General features: G+C 39.0%; 19 protein-coding genes and 1 tRNA gene. 15 read left to right on the top strand and 5 right to left on the bottom strand.

The annotated features are described in order from the left end of the window. Positions 1–128 precede the first annotated feature (128 nt). Together QZ738_RS03615 and QZ738_RS03610 are read right to left on the bottom strand one after the other, a co-directional pair. Positions 129–1,307 carry a FecR domain-containing protein gene (locus QZ738_RS03615; protein WP_293784699.1) on the bottom strand — a complete coding sequence of 393 codons (1,179 nt, stop codon included), beginning with the start codon at positions 1,305–1,307 and terminating at the stop codon, positions 129–131. 102 nt (positions 1,308–1,409) lie between these two features. Then, on the bottom strand, positions 1,410–1,988 hold the full coding sequence (locus QZ738_RS03610; RefSeq protein WP_293784696.1) for an RNA polymerase sigma factor: 579 nt from the start codon (positions 1,986–1,988) through the stop codon (positions 1,410–1,412). 385 nt (positions 1,989–2,373) lie between these two features. Here QZ738_RS03610 and QZ738_RS03605 point away from each other — a divergent pair, with 385 nt between their 5' ends. After that, entirely contained in the window at positions 2,374–3,384 is a 1,011-nt protein-coding gene (locus tag QZ738_RS03605) for a hypothetical protein (RefSeq protein WP_293784694.1), read from the top strand. A gap of 42 nt (positions 3,385–3,426) precedes the next feature. Here QZ738_RS03605 and QZ738_RS03600 read toward each other — a convergent pair. The 3 genes from QZ738_RS03600 to QZ738_RS03590 form a co-directional block, all read right to left on the bottom strand. Then, positions 3,427–3,500: transfer RNA gene (locus tag QZ738_RS03600), tRNA-Arg, on the bottom strand. A 99-nt stretch (positions 3,501–3,599) separates the two neighbouring features. After that, on the bottom strand, positions 3,600–4,064 hold the full coding sequence (locus tag QZ738_RS03595) for a redoxin domain-containing protein (RefSeq protein ID WP_293784691.1): 465 nt from the start codon (positions 4,062–4,064) through the stop codon (positions 3,600–3,602). Between the two features lie 77 nt (positions 4,065–4,141). After that, entirely contained in the window at positions 4,142–5,044 is a 903-nt protein-coding gene (locus QZ738_RS03590; protein WP_293784688.1) for an SDR family oxidoreductase, read from the bottom strand. 92 nt (positions 5,045–5,136) lie between these two features. Between QZ738_RS03590 and QZ738_RS03585 the strand changes: the two genes are divergently transcribed. From QZ738_RS03585 to ilvC, 14 genes are all read left to right on the top strand, one after another. Beyond that, a complete protein-coding gene (locus QZ738_RS03585; protein ID WP_293784685.1) occupies positions 5,137–5,655 on the top strand; it encodes a hypothetical protein in 519 nt (172 codons plus the stop codon). 199 nt (positions 5,656–5,854) lie between these two features. Then, positions 5,855–7,357, top strand: a complete 1,503-nt coding sequence (atpD, locus tag QZ738_RS03580) for a F0F1 ATP synthase subunit beta (RefSeq protein ID WP_293784682.1) — start codon at positions 5,855–5,857, stop codon at positions 7,355–7,357. Positions 7,358–7,432: 75 nt separating this feature from the next. Next, positions 7,433–7,678, top strand: coding sequence for an ATP synthase F1 subunit epsilon (gene atpC / locus QZ738_RS03575; protein WP_293784679.1), 246 nt, complete (start codon positions 7,433–7,435; stop codon positions 7,676–7,678). 644 nt (positions 7,679–8,322) lie between these two features. Further along, on the top strand, positions 8,323–8,457 hold the full coding sequence (locus QZ738_RS03570) for a hypothetical protein (RefSeq protein ID WP_293784676.1): 135 nt from the start codon (positions 8,323–8,325) through the stop codon (positions 8,455–8,457). 78 nt (positions 8,458–8,535) lie between these two features. Then, on the top strand, positions 8,536–9,426 hold the full coding sequence (ilvE, locus tag QZ738_RS03565; protein ID WP_293784673.1) for a branched-chain-amino-acid transaminase: 891 nt from the start codon (positions 8,536–8,538) through the stop codon (positions 9,424–9,426). Between the two features lie 49 nt (positions 9,427–9,475). Further along, entirely contained in the window at positions 9,476–10,141 is a 666-nt protein-coding gene (locus QZ738_RS03560) for an O-methyltransferase (RefSeq protein ID WP_367268558.1), read from the top strand. A gap of 244 nt (positions 10,142–10,385) precedes the next feature. Further along, positions 10,386–12,068 (top strand): dihydroxy-acid dehydratase, encoded by a 1,683-nt coding sequence (ilvD, locus tag QZ738_RS03555; protein WP_293784670.1) that lies wholly within the window; start codon positions 10,386–10,388, stop codon positions 12,066–12,068. Between the two features lie 45 nt (positions 12,069–12,113). Next, a complete protein-coding gene (locus tag QZ738_RS03550) occupies positions 12,114–12,347 on the top strand; it encodes an ORF6N domain-containing protein (RefSeq protein WP_293784667.1) in 234 nt (77 codons plus the stop codon). 12 nt (positions 12,348–12,359) lie between these two features. Then, positions 12,360–12,683 carry a hypothetical protein gene (locus tag QZ738_RS03545; RefSeq protein WP_293784664.1) on the top strand — a complete coding sequence of 108 codons (324 nt, stop codon included), beginning with the start codon at positions 12,360–12,362 and terminating at the stop codon, positions 12,681–12,683. A 21-nt stretch (positions 12,684–12,704) separates the two neighbouring features. After that, a complete protein-coding gene (gene ilvB, locus QZ738_RS03540) occupies positions 12,705–14,456 on the top strand; it encodes a biosynthetic-type acetolactate synthase large subunit (protein ID WP_293784661.1) in 1,752 nt (583 codons plus the stop codon). Positions 14,457–14,578: 122 nt separating this feature from the next. Then, positions 14,579–15,217, top strand: a complete 639-nt coding sequence (gene ilvN, locus QZ738_RS03535) for an acetolactate synthase small subunit (RefSeq protein WP_293784658.1) — start codon at positions 14,579–14,581, stop codon at positions 15,215–15,217. A gap of 93 nt (positions 15,218–15,310) precedes the next feature. Further along, the gene (locus QZ738_RS03530; protein ID WP_293784655.1) at positions 15,311–15,688 is read left to right on the top strand and encodes a glyoxalase superfamily protein; all 378 of its coding nucleotides are present in this window, start codon (positions 15,311–15,313) and stop codon (positions 15,686–15,688) included. A 7-nt stretch (positions 15,689–15,695) separates the two neighbouring features. Beyond that, on the top strand, positions 15,696–16,157 hold the full coding sequence (locus QZ738_RS03525; RefSeq protein WP_293784652.1) for a DinB family protein: 462 nt from the start codon (positions 15,696–15,698) through the stop codon (positions 16,155–16,157). Between the two features lie 139 nt (positions 16,158–16,296). Next, complete coding sequence (gene ilvC / locus QZ738_RS03520) at positions 16,297–17,778, top strand: ketol-acid reductoisomerase (protein WP_293784649.1); 1,482 nt, start codon at positions 16,297–16,299, stop codon at positions 17,776–17,778. Positions 17,779–17,799 lie beyond the last annotated feature (21 nt).

Genomic DNA, 17,799 nt, shown 5'->3' with positions numbered 1-17,799 from the left:
TTTAATGCATTTGGCCTAGGCTTCGAAATCAAGACCTTATGCGTGATTAGTTGATTTATTTATAGTCGACTGCCAATTAGCCAGGGGTGCCGCCAAGCACTTCTGGTTTTTTTGGAATCGTTTTGATGTTATTTAGAAACGATTACCCTCCTTCCTTCCAATTTAAAGTGTACTTTTCCGGTTAACTGAATATGATTGAGTACTTCTGAAATATCGGTACCTCTCGACATCCAACCTCCGAGCATTAAATCTGCCGGTGCCGTTTCTTCATATACGATTTCAACGTTGTACCATCGTGCTACCTTTCTCATTGCAGTACGTAAATCTTCCCTGAATACAAATTCTCCATTTTTCCAGGCAACAGCCATTTCGGTATCTGCCTGTTGCACCTTGATGTTTTCATTACCTAACCTTGCCATTTGCCCTGGTTTAAGTAATGCCATTTTATTATCGCTTAGGGCAACCTTAACACTTCCCTTTAATAAGGTAGTATTAATGAAAGGTTCATCAGCATAAGCATTGATGTTGAAATGCGTACCTAAAACCTCCACTTTTTCTGATGGCGTTTGGTTTTTAATTACGGTTACGGAAAATGGCATCCTACCTTTAGGCCCTTCCACATGCGCCACTTCGAAATACCCCTCACCTGTTAAGGTCACGTCTCTTCCATTCGCAGCAAAAGCCGTCGGATATTTCAAAGAGGACCCTGCATTTAACCAAACTTTCGAACCATCAGGCAAAACAACTGCGTATTGCCCGCCAATAGGTGTAGTAATGGTATTAAAGCCATCACCCTTACCGTTATTTAAAGCTTTGTAAATTAATGTTCCATCTGCAGCTTTTATAATTTCTATTCCAGCCTCAGTAGCAATTTTTCCAACGGCGTCTTTATTTAAATCAATCACCTTACCATCAGATAAAGTTAAAGTAGCCTTGTCCGTACCAGCAGGCAGGTCGTATTTTTTTGCAATGACAAACCGGTCTGGAGTGGTATCATTACTTTTAAGTGTCAGATAGCCTATGCCAGCAATCAATAGTACGCTTGCTGCAACTCCAATAGAAATAATCCTTTTGTACGGCCTGTTCAGCTGCCGAACTTTTGGCAATTCCGCTTCCGTTTGCGAAACCTCAGAAAGAATTTTATTCCAGATTTTTGCTTCCAACTTTTCGTATGCTATTGGCGGATCAACCGATTTATTTTCTTCAGTTTTTAACAAATACCAGGTTTCCAGCTGGGCTTTTTGTTTTTCATTAAGTTTATTATGCAGATAGTCTCTGATAAATCCACTTATCGTTTGTTTGTTCATGTTTTTTTATAGGAAGTATAATAGTAATGACAGGCAGCTCAGATCAATGTTGTATCCAACATTAAAAAAATTTACTTTTTTATTAATTTTCTGAGGAAAACCCTACAATGTGATAAAAAAAGAAGGTAAATGCTGACCAAATTTGGCACGCAGCGTAGAAATAGCTTTGTTCATTTGGGTTTTAACCGTGAGTTCAGAAATATCCATAACCGCTGCAATTTCTTTGTAGGAAAGATTTTGTTTTCGCTTTAATTCAAAAACCTCACGCATTCTGGGTGGGAGTTTTTCGATTTCCTCCTCTATCAGTTTGGCCAGGATTTTTTCCCTGATAAGGTGATCGGTAATTTCCTGCGCCTGATCCAAAAATTGACCAAGATCTGTCAGATAAGCATGGTGTACCTGGTTTTTACTAAAAAAATTTAAAATCGCATTCCTCGTAGAAACATAGAGATAGGCACCAATAGATGTATCAACAGCTAGTTGCGGTGCTTTCTGCCATAACTTTGTGAATACTTCCTGCACCACATCTTCACTTTCGTTCTCATCCTTGAGCATCCGCAAAGCATGTTTGTAGAGTAATGGCCAATACCGGCTATAAATTTCTGAAAACGCCCCATTATCCCGTGCTATTAATAGCGAAAGTAATTTACCGTCATCGTATGTGGCGTAATCCTGGTCCATTGATGAGTAAAAATAGAACTTATTTACGGTAAATAGAAATAGGGGAACCAGGTTTATCCTATTGTAATAACCGTTACGATAGTTTATTAACTATCTTTCAGACTGAATGATATATCTTAACTAAGAGATACCACAATGATTGAAAAGGAATTTCATTAACTAATTAAGGAAGGCGTAATCGTTAAACCAAAATTAATAAACTCAACATCTCTTCATTTTTTATAAGCACTTTGAAGACTGAGATTACTGACGCAACAGAAGGGAAAGTTGAATACAAAAATAGTTTAAAGAAATCCTTTTAAAACTGGCTGAAGATAATCAGATCCCAAATACTCATTGCATTTTGAATTCGGATCGATTATCTTGGACGCTCAAAGTAATGCTCATGATCCCACAAAACAGAATCCAAAATCCAAAGGAACTTGACCTTCAGATAATCGAACAACAAATCAAATTAGGTTGGGATGTCATCGTACAATTTTCCGATAAATTTTATACTGACAAACTTCTCAGTGAGATTAACAACCTTTGTAAGCAGTATAATTCCCATTTTGGTGTCAGGTTCTATGGGCACACCTTCGACTGTAAAAATCTGGAATGGATACCTGATGTAAAATATTTGTCGCTGGATTGCATGTTGGAAGTTAAAAACTTGGAGATCGTTACTAAACTTATGCACCTTGAACGATTTGGACTTGGTATTTTTGAAATGAAAGAAAGCGAAATATTGGGTGCGGAAAATCTCCATAAGATTAAATACCTAATGCTGACAGAAACCAGAACAAAAGCATTTGATTTAGGCCACCTGAGAAACTACCAAAACTTAACCACACTAATGGTCTGTGGACATACCAAAAACATCGATTCTATAGGTGAACTTAGTCAATTGAATCAGCTAAATCTGAATTCAATTTCCAAGGCTCCACTACACTTTATTAACAAACTCAAAGAACTCAAGACCTTAAAGATTATCCTTGGTGGTCGAAGCAATATTGAGGAAATAGGAAAAAATAATATTGAAAACTTAGAAATTGTTTGGGTACGAGGTTTTAACAGTTTAAGTAATATATCAAACTTTGGGAAGTTAAGAACTTTGCGAGTTGAGGACAATGCACAATTAAAGGAGCTACACTTTGATCAGCCCTTAAAAGACCTAAAAGATATTAAGTTATTGAACTGCAAAACCTTTACCACATTGACAGATATAGATAAATTAAATAAACTAAGTCATCTAAGAATCTACAAAACTGCAATTGACTTTGAAAATTTTGTTAAGCTCCCCCGACCAGATTCACTGAAAACTCTTGCCTTTTATACTGCTAAGGCTAAAATCGATAAGGTTATAAAGGAAAGACTTAAATCTATGGGATACACTGACGGTCTAGACAGAGGTTAGAATTCTATAAAAAAAGCCTTAGATTTCTCTAAGGCTTCTCTGTGCACTCGTAGGGATTCGAACCCCAAACCTTCTCATCCGTAGTGAGATGCTCTATCCAATTGAGCTACGAATGCGTTTCCGTATCGTTAACGGACTGCAAAGGTATAACTTGAGATTTTAATTTCCAACTAAATTTTTAAAAAAATCTCAAAATAATTCTTTGCAAATTTGCATTATGCGCTTATGATATTATTAATCGCTTTGAAATCAGGCAGATCCTTTGCATTTTCCAAAACCTCGGCATAAGCAATTTTTCCTTCTTCATCAATCACAAAGGCTGCTCTTTTAGAAACACCTTTTAATCCGAAGAAAAATTCATCATAAAAAGCACCATATATTGCCGATACTTCTTTGTTAAAATCAGATAATAACGGGAACTGGTACTTTTGCTCTTCTTTAAATTTACCTAACGAGAAAGGAGAGTCTACAGAAATACCGATTACCTGCGCATTTATTCCTTCGTAATAACTGAAATTATCACGCATAGCGCATAACTGCTCTGTACATGTTCCGGTAAAAGCCATGGGGAAAAAGTGAATAATTACTTTTTTGCCTTTAAAGCCAGATAGTGAAACTTCTGTTAAATCAGAACTGTATAATTTAAAATCCGGGGCGGTATCGCCAATTTGTAATGCCATTGTATTTTTTATTTAAGGTATACTGTAAATTATTTTATTGTTTAATAATGTTAAGACTTAAGACTACTGACTCAGGACTACCGCGCTATCTGTTGCTCCAAAATTAATAATCCCTCCTCAAAAGAATGCGGATTGTAGCCTAAATCTTTAATGGCCTTATCCAACACAAATCCAGTTTTTGCAGGCCGTTTAGCCGTTTGGTTTAAACTTGCTGAACTAATTTCATTGATAAGCGACTGATCCAGCTTCCAATAATCGGCAACTTTTCTCACTAAATCAGCAATACTCATGTAATCTTTGCCTGATATGTGGTATATACCCCTGGCATCTTGCTCAACGGCTAACAGGCAGGCCTCGGCTAAATCTTCTGCCAGGGTCGGCATGCGCCACTGATCGTTCACTACTTTGATGGGCGATGCTTTTTCCAGGGCGCCTTTAGCCCAAAGCACTATATTGCTCCGGCTCATATCATGGCTAATGCCATACACCAATATGGTTCTTAAAATAGCATAATTTGCTTTCGATTGCCTGATCAGCTCTTCAGCCATCACCTTCGATTCGCCATAATAACTTACCGGATTTACCGCATCTTCCTCTCTATAAGGCCCGTTTTTTCCATCAAAAACAAAATCAGTGCTTAAATGGACAAACCGGATATTTTTTTCCGTACAGAGAGATAATAAAGTTTCAACCGCATCAACGTTTAACTTACGGCAAAGTGTTTTATTTTCCTCACAGGTATCTACATTTGTCATTGCAGCAGTATGGATAACTGCATCGGGACAATATCTTTCAATAACCGCCTTTACCTGTTCAGGATTTAAGATATCCATTTCGGCATAACTAAACCCCTTTTTAACCGGATAACGGTTCTCACCTTTAGAGGTAGCAATCAGTTCTACCCGCCCTTCAGCTAAAACCTTTTCTGTTATTTTCTGACCTAAAAGCCCGTTGCTGCCAGTAACCAGTATTCTTTTCATCTTTACGCCAATTTATTTTTGTCAATCACAACTAATTGTAATAGGTTTGTGACAAATTTTATCGTTAATCAATTACAAAACCAAAGATAAAGATGAAACCCATTTTAACGGCTCTATTATTTATGATTGGCTTTAAAGCCGTTGCCCAGGATTCAACGTTAATCAAACCTTACATCAAAAAAAACAGCATTTATGCCGAACTTCTTGGAAATGGCGGTGTATATTCGATCAATTATGACAGGATATTTCAATTAAGCAAAAAAGTTAAGATAGTTCCCCGGGTTGGTTTTTCAACCCTTGATGAGGTATTAATTTTTCCACTGGAGGCAAACCTTCTCCTAAGCAAAAGTAACACATCAAAAAATTTCTTCGAAACGGGTATCGGTCTAACGATATTAAAACCATTAAATGGTTTTTCCGGACAGTTGCTTACGATTAACGGATATGATTATAATTTTGATAACAAAGCCGTTAAAACCCCGGTGATGATTAGGGTTGGCTTTAGACACCAAAAACCAACAGGAGGATTAATGTACAGAACTGGTGCACTACTGATAACGGGTGATGAAACCATATTAACTATAGGAATCGGACTGGGTTATACTTTTTAACTTTGATTGCGATTAATGATTCGGACATGATCGCTTTTTAAGCGGATTTTGCGCCAAAATTTGATAAGATTTCGTGTGTTGAAAAATTTTGTAATATATATTTAAAATTCAGCAAGAATAACTTAACTTTGCCAACCGAATTGGAGCCCCTATAAATAGCTTTAATTCATTGACTGTAATAAATTTACTCACAACAGATATGCCTAACTTAGGAAAAATAGCACAAATTATCGGCCCTGTGGTTGACGTTAGCTTTGCTGATGATGCCCATCTACCTAAAATTTTTGATGCGTTAGAGATAACGAAAGAAAACGGACAAAAAATTGTTTTAGAAGTTCAACAGCACTTAGGTGAAGACCGTGTACGTGCGATTTCGATGGACTCTACCGATGGTTTGGTTCGTGGTATGCAAGTAGTTGATACTGGCGCTGCGATTAAAATGCCAGTTGGCGACCAGATTAAAGGTCGTTTATTTAATGTAGTTGGAGAAGCAATTGACGGTATCAACACGGTTGATAAAACAGACGGTCGTCCGATCCACGCAACTCCTCCTAAGTTCGAAGACTTATCTACTGAAACTGAGGTGCTTTTTACAGGTATTAAAGTAATCGATTTATTAGAGCCTTATGCTAAAGGTGGTAAAATCGGTTTATTTGGTGGTGCTGGTGTAGGTAAAACAGTATTGATTATGGAGTTGGTTAACAACATCGCTAAAGCTTATGCTGGTTTATCAGTGTTTGCAGGTGTTGGTGAGCGTACCCGTGAAGGTAACGATTTACTTCGTGAGTTTATCGAGTCGGGCGTAATCAACTATGGTGACGATTTCTTACACTCAATGGAAAAAGGTGGATGGGATCTGAATTCAGTTGATACAGACAAATTAAAAGAATCTAAAGCAACACTGGTTTTCGGACAAATGAATGAGCCTCCTGGTGCGCGTGCACGTGTAGCCTTATCAGGATTAACTGTTGCTGAATATTTCCGTGACGGTGATGGCGAAGGCGCTGGAAAAGATATTCTTTTCTTCGTTGATAACATTTTCCGTTTTACCCAGGCAGGTTCTGAGGTATCGGCACTTTTAGGTCGTATGCCATCAGCGGTAGGTTATCAGCCAACCCTGGCAACAGAGATGGGTTTAATGCAGGAGCGTATTACTTCAACCAAACGCGGTTCAATTACTTCGGTACAAGCAGTATATGTACCTGCGGATGATTTAACTGACCCGGCTCCGGCAACAACTTTTGCCCACTTAGATGCTACTACAGTACTTTCACGTAAAATTGCCGAGTTAGGTATTTACCCTGCGGTAGATCCATTGGATTCTACTTCACGTATTCTTTCTCCAGCTGTTTTAGGTGATGAACACTATAACACGGCACAACGTGTTAAAGAAACTTTACAACGTTATAAAGAATTACAGGATATCATCGCGATTCTAGGTATGGACGAATTGTCTGAAGAAGATAAATTAGTGGTATCAAGAGCACGTCGTGTACAACGTTTCTTATCTCAACCTTTCCACGTTGCCGAGCAGTTTACCGGCTTAAAAGGTGTATTGGTTGACATTAAAGATACCATCAAAGGATTTAACATGATCATGGATGGAGAAGTTGATGAGTATCCTGAAGCTGCATTTAACTTAGTTGGTAGCATCGAAGATGCCATCGAAAAAGGTAAAAAATTATTAGCAGAAGCGAACTAAGAAACGCGCTAAGCGTTAGGTGCTAAGCGTTTTTAAACGCCCCACGCCCCACGCGATACGCCAAACTAAAAAAAAATGAATTTAGAAATATTAACTCCAGATAAAAAAGTATTCGAAGGTGAAGTAACCGCTGTTACGGTTCCTGGTACTTTGGGTTCTTTTCAGATTTTAAGAGACCACGCCGCTATCATCTCAACTTTGGAAGATGGAGAAGTAATTATTAAAGCAAATAAAGCCGATGAGCAACGCTTTTTTATTAAAGGCGGTGTGGTTGAGGCTATCCACAATAAAGTAGTGGTTTTAGCTGAAGGTATCGCTTAATCTGATTCGTCATACTGAACAAAAGCCTCGTGATTTAAAAATCAGGAGGCTTTTTTCGTTATTGTGAAATTTTCTAACTTGAGTTCGATATCGGTCACAAATGAATCGCTGGTTTAAATATTTTTAACGAGGCGATTGCCATGCTAAACTTGTTTCAGCATCCTTCACTTTGATAGCCCCGGAACTAAAATCCAATAACTACAGTATCCAAAATATCCATATAAAAATCAATATTCCTTATATTTTGCGATTTCATCGCTTCAGCCTCTACAGGTAACTGATTTTACTATTTCCAATCAATTTCAAACACCTAGAATCCCGGTTGCTTACGAAGTTATTAAGGCGGTTTTCTTAATAATTTCATCACTAAAATACCTCACAAATTTTCAATTTTTTTACGTGTTAGGGCATTTTAGGCAGAAAAATAGAAAATTTATAATGCAAGCATAATAAACAGACCGTATACCGTTTTGATATTCAGTCTACATCTATCGACATTAAATCACAAATTGCGCATTAATAAAGAACTATATTTCAATATTAACCAAAATTGTAAAATTATATTTCGATTTAACTTTTTTCTGATTTCTCTTGCATATTAATGAACCAAAAACTAAATTGGTTTTATAAACAATGAGATAAAAATGAAGATTGAAAATCACACCTTAAATCCAAAAGCCCTGGCAGCAACTGTTGTTAGTGTGGTGCTGTTTCCTGTCATTTTACTTAACCTCCTACTCCTAAATATTTTAGGCAATAAACGGACGCAGTTTAAATAAATTTTAATAATCTAAATATACCTAAAGCGTCCTGATTCCAACAGGACGCTTTTTTTAAATAATAAAAAAGAGAGTATTATGAAATACTACAATTCTAATACGATTATTTACCTCGACGGAGCTTTTGAAAAAGCGGTAAATAGCAGCACTGACCTTTACGGACAATCGCTTCATTACGGCTATGCTGCTTTCGAGGGTATTAGAGCCTATAAAACGCACAATGGCAACCGCATTTTCAAGGCTGTAGCCCATTTCGACCGTTTAGAACGTTCTTGCCAGCTGGCAAACATTCCGTTTCCCTGGGATAAACAGGAGTTAATTGCTGCGACTTATAAATTGCTTCAGTTGAACAAGCTGAAAGATGCTTATATCCGACCTTTGGTATTTTGCCACCCAAACATGAAATTAAACGAACCAACTGGCGTTTCGATTTTGATATGCGCCTGGGAATGGGATGCATATTCGGGCAACAAATTGCTTAAATTAACTGTTTCCGACTACGAAAGACCAAATCCAAAATCGGTTCCGATGGAGGCAAAACTGAGTGGAAACTACGTCAACTCTATTTTAGCTACTACAGCAGCAAACATCAAGGGTTACGACGAAGCCTTACTTTTAGACATGCATGGTTTTGTTGCTGAAGCATCCGGAGCAAATATTTTCCTCGAAAAAGATGGCAAATTATATACACCATCTTTAGGAAACATTTTACCTGGTATTACAAGGGCAACAGTAAAAGAACTTTGCACTGTTTTAGATATAGAATGTGTGGAGAAGAAACTTACCATAGAAGACCTCAGAAAGGCCGACAGTGCTTTTTTATGTGGAACAGCAACCGAGATAGCGGGCATTGCCTCTATTGATGATATTGTTTATCGTCCGTTATGGAGAGAATCTATCGGCTACACCATACAGCGTGCCTACAAAAACCTGGTGCTGGAAAAAGTCAATTACGAAGTGATTATATAAAATAGGTTGATAGTTCATAGTTAAGTGGCTCATAACATATTAGGATCTACTGTTTACTGTTGATCATGAACCAAAAGACCATGAAACATCAACCGAAAGAAAAAATCCAATTAATAAAAAAAAATTCAAAAAACAGATGATGGAAGAAATCAATCAAAATTATCCAAGAGCCTATCAGCAAATAAATGCTGCCACTAAGGCGTCGGAGTTTGATATGGCTTCTGACGTATTAACCTGTTCTTTGCTTAAAACGCTCGCGACATCTAAACCTTCTGGCAGCTTTCTTGAACTTGGTACCGGAACAGGTTTATCGACAGCCTGGATATTGGATGGCATGGATGAACAAAGTACTTTGACATCAATAGATCATGACGGTAGATTCCTGGCGATTGCGAGCGGTTTTCTAAGCCACGACAGCCGTTTAACCTTGATTAATACCGATGGCGCAGAGTGGTTTAAAAAAAATGGTACCAAAAAATTCGATTACATATTTGCAGATACGTGGCATGGGAAATATTTGCTTTTAGATGAAGCAATTACCATGCTCAATCAAGGTGGTCTTTATATCATTGATGACATGTTACCTCAACAAAATTGGCCTGACGGACATCAGGAAAAAGTAAATAAATTGATTAAAGATTTAGAATCACGCGATGATTTACATTTAACCAAACAAGTTTGGGCAACAGGAATTATAATCGCAGTGAAGAAATAGAGAAATACAGTAAAATAGTTCTTTGCATTTTTAAACAAGTTAGTATGTTTGTAGTTCAGTCTCCGACATGAATAAAAATACAAACATGATTAGCAACCTTATTATTGTCATTTCTAAAAAAAGAGGTGGAAATCGTTGCGTATAATATAAAATATACCCATATCGAAACCGCCTCCTAAAAGAGGCGGTTTTTTTTTGCCTCAACAGAATATAACTAACAGAACCAGAATATACATTTTAAACAATGAGCGAATTAAACAAGTACAGTAAAACATTTACACAAGATCCAACACAACCAGCTGCTCAGGCTATGCTTTATGGAATCGGTTTAACCGATGCTGATATGGCTAAAGCGCAGGTTGGTATTGCCAGTATGGGCTATGATGGTAACACCTGCAACATGCACTTAAACGACCTCGCAAAAGAGGTCAAAGCAGGGGTCTGGAAAAATGATTTAGTGGGCTTGGTTTTTAATACCATTGGGGTAAGTGATGGAATGAGCAACGGTACGGATGGTATGCGCTACTCGTTGGTTAGCCGCGATGTAATTGCCGATAGTATCGAAACCATTTGCGGCGGCCAATATTACGATGGTGTAATTGCTATACCAGGCTGCGATAAAAATATGCCGGGCGCCATTATGGCCATGGCACGTTTAGATCGCCCATCTATTATGGTTTATGGGGGAACTATTGCCCCAGGCCATTATAAAGGTGAAGAATTGAATATTGTTTCGGCATTCGAAGCGTTAGGACAAAAAATCTGCGGTAATCTTTCGGAGGAAGATTATCAGGGTATTATCAAACATACCTGCCCCGGTGCAGGCGCATGTGGCGGGATGTATACCGCTAATACCATGGCATCAGCAATTGAGGCTTTGGGCATGAGCTTACCTTATTCTTCTTCAAACCCGGCCATAAGCCCGGAGAAAAAACAAGAATGTTTAGATGCAGGTAAATATATTAGGGTTTTACTGGAGAAAGATATCAAACCATCAGATATCATGACCAGAAAAGCATTCGAGAATGCCATCCGTCTAATTATCATATTGGGAGGAAGTACCAATGCCGTACTGCATTTCATTGCCATAGGTAAAGCAATTGGGATAGAAATAACGCAAGACGACTTTCAACGCATGAGCGATGTAACACCAGTACTTTCGGATTTTAAACCAAGTGGAACATACCTGATGCAGGATTTGCATCAATATGGCGGTACACCTGCAGTAATGAAATATCTGTTGAATGAAGGCCTGATCCACGGCGATTGTTTAACCGTAACTGGCAAAACAGTAGCTGAAAATCTTGCTGACGTGAAATCGATTATGGATTACGACCAGAAAATCGTTCAAAAATTAAGCGAACCCATCAAAGCAACAGGCCACTTGCAGATTCTTTATGGAAACCTGGCCGAAAAAGGGTCAGTAGCCAAGATCAGCGGTAAAGAAGGCGAAAAATTTGAAGGTCCGGCGCGTGTTTTTGATGGCGAGCACGATTTAATTGCCGGTATTTCGAGCGGTCGCGTAAAACCTGGCGATGTCATTGTGATCAAGAATTCAGGTCCGGTTGGCGCTCCGGGTATGCCGGAAATGTTGAAACCGACCTCAGCCATTATCGGCGCCGGTTTGGGCAAGTCGGTTGCTTTAATTACCGATGGCCGTTTCTCTGGTGGTACGCATGGTTTCGTGGTTGGCCACATCACACCAGAATCTTACAAAGGTGGTTTAATCGGCCTCGTCGAAGATGAAGATCCGATTTTAATTGATGCGGTAAATAACATCATCAACCTGCAGGTGAGCGATGAGATAATTGCTGAACGTAGAAAAAAATATGTACAGCCAGAATTGAAAGTTACAAAAGGTGTACTGTATAAATATGCTAAAACAGTTTCAGACGCAGCAAGTGGTTGCGTAACCGACGAATATTAAATCAAAAATCATCCCTGGATTAATTGATTACTAAAGAAACAGATTATGCAAATAATTAAAAGTATTCAGAACAGGATTTATGAAATCCGGGGAGAAAGGGTAATGTTGGATTTCGATCTGGCAGCACTTTATGAAGTGGAAACGAAAGCGCTTAATCAGTCGGTAAAACGTAACATAAAGCGTTTTCCGGACGATTTTATGTTTCGGCTCACTCCAGTTGAATGGGAAAGTATCCGGTCACAAATTGTGACCGCATCTTTAGAAAAGGCTGATGGCTAACCAAAAATTTTGATGGTAAGTCAAAATAAAAGAAATGTGGGAGTAACACCTTATGCCTTTACAGAACAAGGGGTAGCTATGTTAAGTGGAGTTGTCAATAGCGATAAAGCCATTAACATGAACATCGCCGTCATGAGGGCTTTCGTTGATGTCCGTAAAATATTGCTGAAACAAAGCAACATTAACGAACAATTAACAGAGATTAAAGAACGGATTGGGGAACATGATGTTCAGCTGAACGAACTTTATGACGCTATGGAAAACCTGATTGATGAGAAAATTGCTCAGATCAAATGGAAAGACAGAGAAAGAATAGGGTTTAAAATTAAAGAATAGTAGAACCGCAAAAACATAACTATGGAAACTGCACAAGAAACAATGCAACAAACCGAGACGAAAGCAGAAACCTCAACTACCTTATTTAAAGGTACAGGCTCTCAGGTATTGTTGAATGGATTAATTGAAGAAGGTGTTACCACCATTTTCGGTTATCCGGGAGGCGCAATCATGCCCATTTATGATGCGCTTTATGATTATGCCGATAAATTAGAACATATATTGGTTCGCCATGAACAGGGTGGCATACACGCGGCACAAGGTTTTGCACGCGCAAGCGGCAAAGTGGGTGTTTGTTTTGCCACCAGCGGCCCAGGCGCAACTAACCTGGTTACAGGTTTGGCTGATGCACAGATTGACAGTACACCTTTAGTATGTATCACAGGTCAGGTGTTTGCACACTTATTGGGAACAGATGCTTTCCAGGAAACCGATGTCATCAACATCACTACACCTGTTACCAAATGGAACTATCAGATTACCGATGCCAAAGAAATTCAGGAAGTATTGGCCAAAGCTTTTTACATTGCTAAAAGCGGCAGACCAGGTCCGGTGTTGATCGACATCACCAAAAATGCACAGTTACAGCTTGAAGAGTTCCCCGAGTATGTAAAATGTAACCACATCCGCAGTTATCGCCCAAAACCGAAAGTTAGGATTGAATATATTGAACAGGCTGCCGAACTGATTAATGCAGCTAAAAAACCTTTCGTATTGTTTGGTCAGGGTGTGATTTTAGGCAAGGCCGAAAAAGAATTTAAAGCCTTTATCGAAAAAACGGGTATCCCTTCGGCCTGGACCATCATGGGCGAAAGCGCTATCCCAACCGCTCACCCTTTAAATGTAGGTATGTTGGGTATGCATGGTAATTATGGCCCCAATGTGTTAACCAACGAAGCGGATGTTATTATCGCCATCGGTATGCGCTTTGATGACCGCGTAACCGGCCGCCTGGATAAATATGCCAAGCAGGCTAAAATTGTTCATTTGGATATCGATCCAGCTGAAATTGATAAAAACGTTAAAGCTGAAGTAGGTGTTTGGGGCGACTGTAAGGAAACTTTGCCCCTGTTAACCAATTTGGTGAATGAAAATAACCATGAAGAATGGCTTGCCAAATTCAGGCAATACAACCAACAGGAAATAGACCAGGTGATTACACCGGAACTTTATCCTGCTGGCGAAGAAATGACCATGGGCGAAGTATTACGCAACATCAACGAAATCTGTGGTGGTGAAGCCGTAATTGTTACCGATGTTGGCCAGCATCAGATGGTAGCTTGCCGTTACGCAACATTCAACAATAGCCGCAGCAATATCACTTCTGGTGGGTTAGGAACCATGGGTTTTGGTTTACCGGCGGCAATTGGTGCTAAATACGGTGCTCCTGAAAAAACGGTTATTGCTATTATTGGTGACGGGGGTTTTCAAATGACTCCTCAGGAATTAGGTACCATTATGCAATTCGGTGCTGCAGTAAAAATACTGATCCTGAATAACCGTTTCTTAGGAATGGTTCGCCAATGGCAGCAATTATTTCATGATAAGCGTTATTCTTTTGTGAACATCACCAGCCCTGATTTTGTAGCATTGGCTAAATCTTATTACATCGAGGCAGCAAAAGTTGACGAACGCGCAAACCTTAAAGCAGCATTGGAAACCATGATCAACCACGAGGGTTCTTACTTACTTGAAGTTATGGTGGGCAGAGAAAACAATGTTTTCCCAATGGTTCCGCAGGGAATGAGCGTAAGCGAAATCAGATTGAAATAAGGCAGAAGTTGAAGCTAGCTTTAATCGTCATCTCGACTGTAGCGAAGCGAAACGAAGAGATCTTTTTCAATAGCAGATTTCTCCAAAAGGCTGAAATGACGAATACGTAAAAAGAAATAATCATGAGTACTGAAAATACATTAGAATATAAAACAACAAAAGCTGATTTTGACGGTAAGCAGGAATTTACCATCACGGTTTATGCCGAAAACCGCATCGGTTTATTAAACAGGATTGCGATTATTTTCTCGAAAAGGAAAATAAACATCGAAAGCCTCAACACCTCCCCTTCCGAAATTGATGGCATCCACCGTTTCAACATCGTGATTCAGGAAAGCTACGAAGTAGTACGGAAATTGGCTCGGCAGATTGAAAAGCAAATCGAAGTGTTAAAGGTTTATTTTAATACCAACGATGAGATCATCTGGCAGGAACTGGCACTTTACAAAGTTTCTACCGATGAAATTGCAGAAAAAGTGACTGTTGAGCGTTTATTGAGGCAATACGGCGCCAGTGCAGTAGTGATCCGAAAAGACTATACAGTTTTCGCCGTAACCGGTCACCGCGAAGAAACTGATGCGTTGGTGAAAGCTTTAGAACCTTATGAACTGATCGAATTTGTTCGCTCAGCAAGAGTTGCCATTATTAAAGACAGCGCAGGTTTCCATGAAAAGTTAAAAGAATTCGAAGCCTTTGAACCAGGGGAAGAACTGGTAGAAAATGAGTTTCTTGATAAAGGAGAGAAAATTTTCACCATGTAGTATTAAGGTAGAGGGTAGAAAGGCGGAAGGTAAAAGTAAAATACTTTGACCTTTGCGAAAGAACTTTTCGCCCTTTGCGGTTAAACTAAAAACATGAAATGTAATAAAGCCATACCAGTGCTCAGAATATTTGATTACGATAAAGCCATCGAGTTTTATGTGGACTGGCTTGGCTTTAAAATAGACTGGGAACATACTTTCGAAGAAAATGCACCAGTTTATATGCAGATTTCACTCAACGGTATCGAATTACATCTAACCCAGCATCATGGCGACTGTTCTCCGGGTGCAAGTGTTTTTGTAGATTGTACAGGGCTGAAAGAATTTCATAACAACATTATTGATAAAAAATATAAATACAACCGCCCCGGATTGGAAAAAACATTTTACGGAACCTGGGCGGTAACCGTAAACGATCCGTTTTACAACAAAATAACTTTTAACCAAACTTTAACTGAAGCAGAAAAATAGAAGCAGAATGGATCAGATATTTGAATTTATCGTTAACTCAAGAACGGCATTTATTAAGTTGGTTGATAGCTTAACGATCGAACAGCTGAATAAAATTCCGGATGGTTATAACAACAACGTCATCTGGAACTTTGGACACATTGTTGTAAGCACCCAGACCTTGTGTTATTTTCGTACCGGGATCTGGCCCGATGCAAGTAGCGTAAAGTTTAACGAGGTTTACAAGAAAGATACAAAACCAACTTACACGGTATCGGAAGCGGAAGTTGCAGAGCTGAAGAAGATTGCCCTGGAAAGCATCGAAAAGATAAAAGAAGATTATGCAAAAGGAACATTTGCAAACATCACCCCTTTTTCGACGTCAACCTACGGTGTGCAGCTGAATAGTATTGAAGAGGTACTGATTACCACTATCGGACATGATAACGTGCATTTTGGCTATGCCGCAGCGTTGAAGAAACAATTGTAAAACAGAAAGATGCTTCAACTACCCTCAGCTTGACAACAGAAATAAAAATCGGTAAAGTCACTAAATCAGGGTAATTAATACCGAAAGAAAAAAAGAATATATAAACGATAATTAAATAGAAATTAACCAATAAAAAACAATGGCAAATTATTTTAACACATTACCTCTTAGAGAAAAACTAAACCAATTAGGTGTTTGCGACTTCATGGACAGTGCTGAATTTTTAGATGGCGTTAGCGCATTAAAAGGCAAAAAACTGGTAATTGTAGGTTGCGGCGCTCAAGGCTTAAACCAAGGTTTAAATTTAAGAGATAGTGGTTTAGATGTAAGCTACACTTTACGTAAGGAAGCAATTGAAGGCAAACGCGATTCTTGGAAAAATGCAACTGAAAATAATTTCACAGTTGGCACTTACGAAGAATTGATTCCAAATGCAGATGTGGTGATCAACCTTACCCCAGATAAACAGCATACAGCAGTGGTGAATGCAATTATGCCTTTAATGAAAGAAGGTGCTACTTTGCTATATTCTCATGGTTTCAATATCGTTGAAGAAGGTATGCAGATCCGTAAAGATTTAACGGTGATTATGGTTGCACCTAAATGCCCGGGCAGTGAGGTTAGGGCAGAATATGTTCGTGGTTTTGGTGTTCCTACTTTAATCGCGGTTCACCCTGAAAACGATCCTCAAGGTAAGGGGCTGGCGCAGGCTAAAGCATACTGTGTTGGTACCGGCGGCCACAGAGCTGGAGTTCTAAGATCATCCTTTGTAGCTGAGGTAAAATCAGATTTAATGGGTGAGCAAACCATCCTTTGCGGTTTATTACAAACGGGTTCTATCTTATCATTCGATAAAATGGTAGAAAAGGGAATTGATGCAGGTTATGCTTCTAAATTGGTTCAATACGGTGTCGAAGTCATTACTGAGGCCTTAAAACAAGGTGGTATTACGGCAATGATGGACAGATTAAGCAATGTCGCTAAAATCAAAGCCTTCGAAATTTCAGAAGAACTGAAAGACATTATGCGTCCATTGTTTCAGAAACACCAGGATGATATCATGAGCGGCGAATTTAGCCGTACGATGATGGAAGATTGGGCAAATGGCGACAAAAACCTGTTAAAATGGAGAGCTGAAACGGGTGAAACTGCATTCGAAAAAACCCCGGCTGGCGATGTTAAAATCGGTGAGCAGGAATATTTTGACAACTATACTTTAATGGTTGCTTTTGTGCGTGCCGGCGTTGAACTGGCTTTCGAAACCATGGTACAGGCAGGTATCAAACCAGAATCGGCATACTACGAATCATTACACGAAACACCTCTTATTGCCAACACCATTGCGCGTAAAAAATTGTTTGAAATGAACCGTGTTATTTCTGATACTGCAGAATACGGATGTTATCTTTTCGATCAAGCCTGCAAACCATTATTAGCTGATTTCATGAAAAAAGTTGATACTGATTTAGTTGGTAAAAACTTTAATGAAGGTAAAGATGGCGCTGTTGATAACAGACAACTAATTGAGGTAAACGAAGCGATCCGTTCTCATCAGGTTGAGCAAATTGGTGCTACCTTACGTAAAGCCATGACCGCTATGAAAGCGATTAAAACTGCATAACCCCCAATCCCCTAATGGGGG

This window comes from uncultured Pedobacter sp. (assembly GCF_913776295.1).
In the GTDB taxonomy this organism is placed as follows: domain Bacteria; phylum Bacteroidota; class Bacteroidia; order Sphingobacteriales; family Sphingobacteriaceae; genus Pedobacter.
This window is presented reverse-complemented; position numbering and strand designations above follow the sequence as displayed.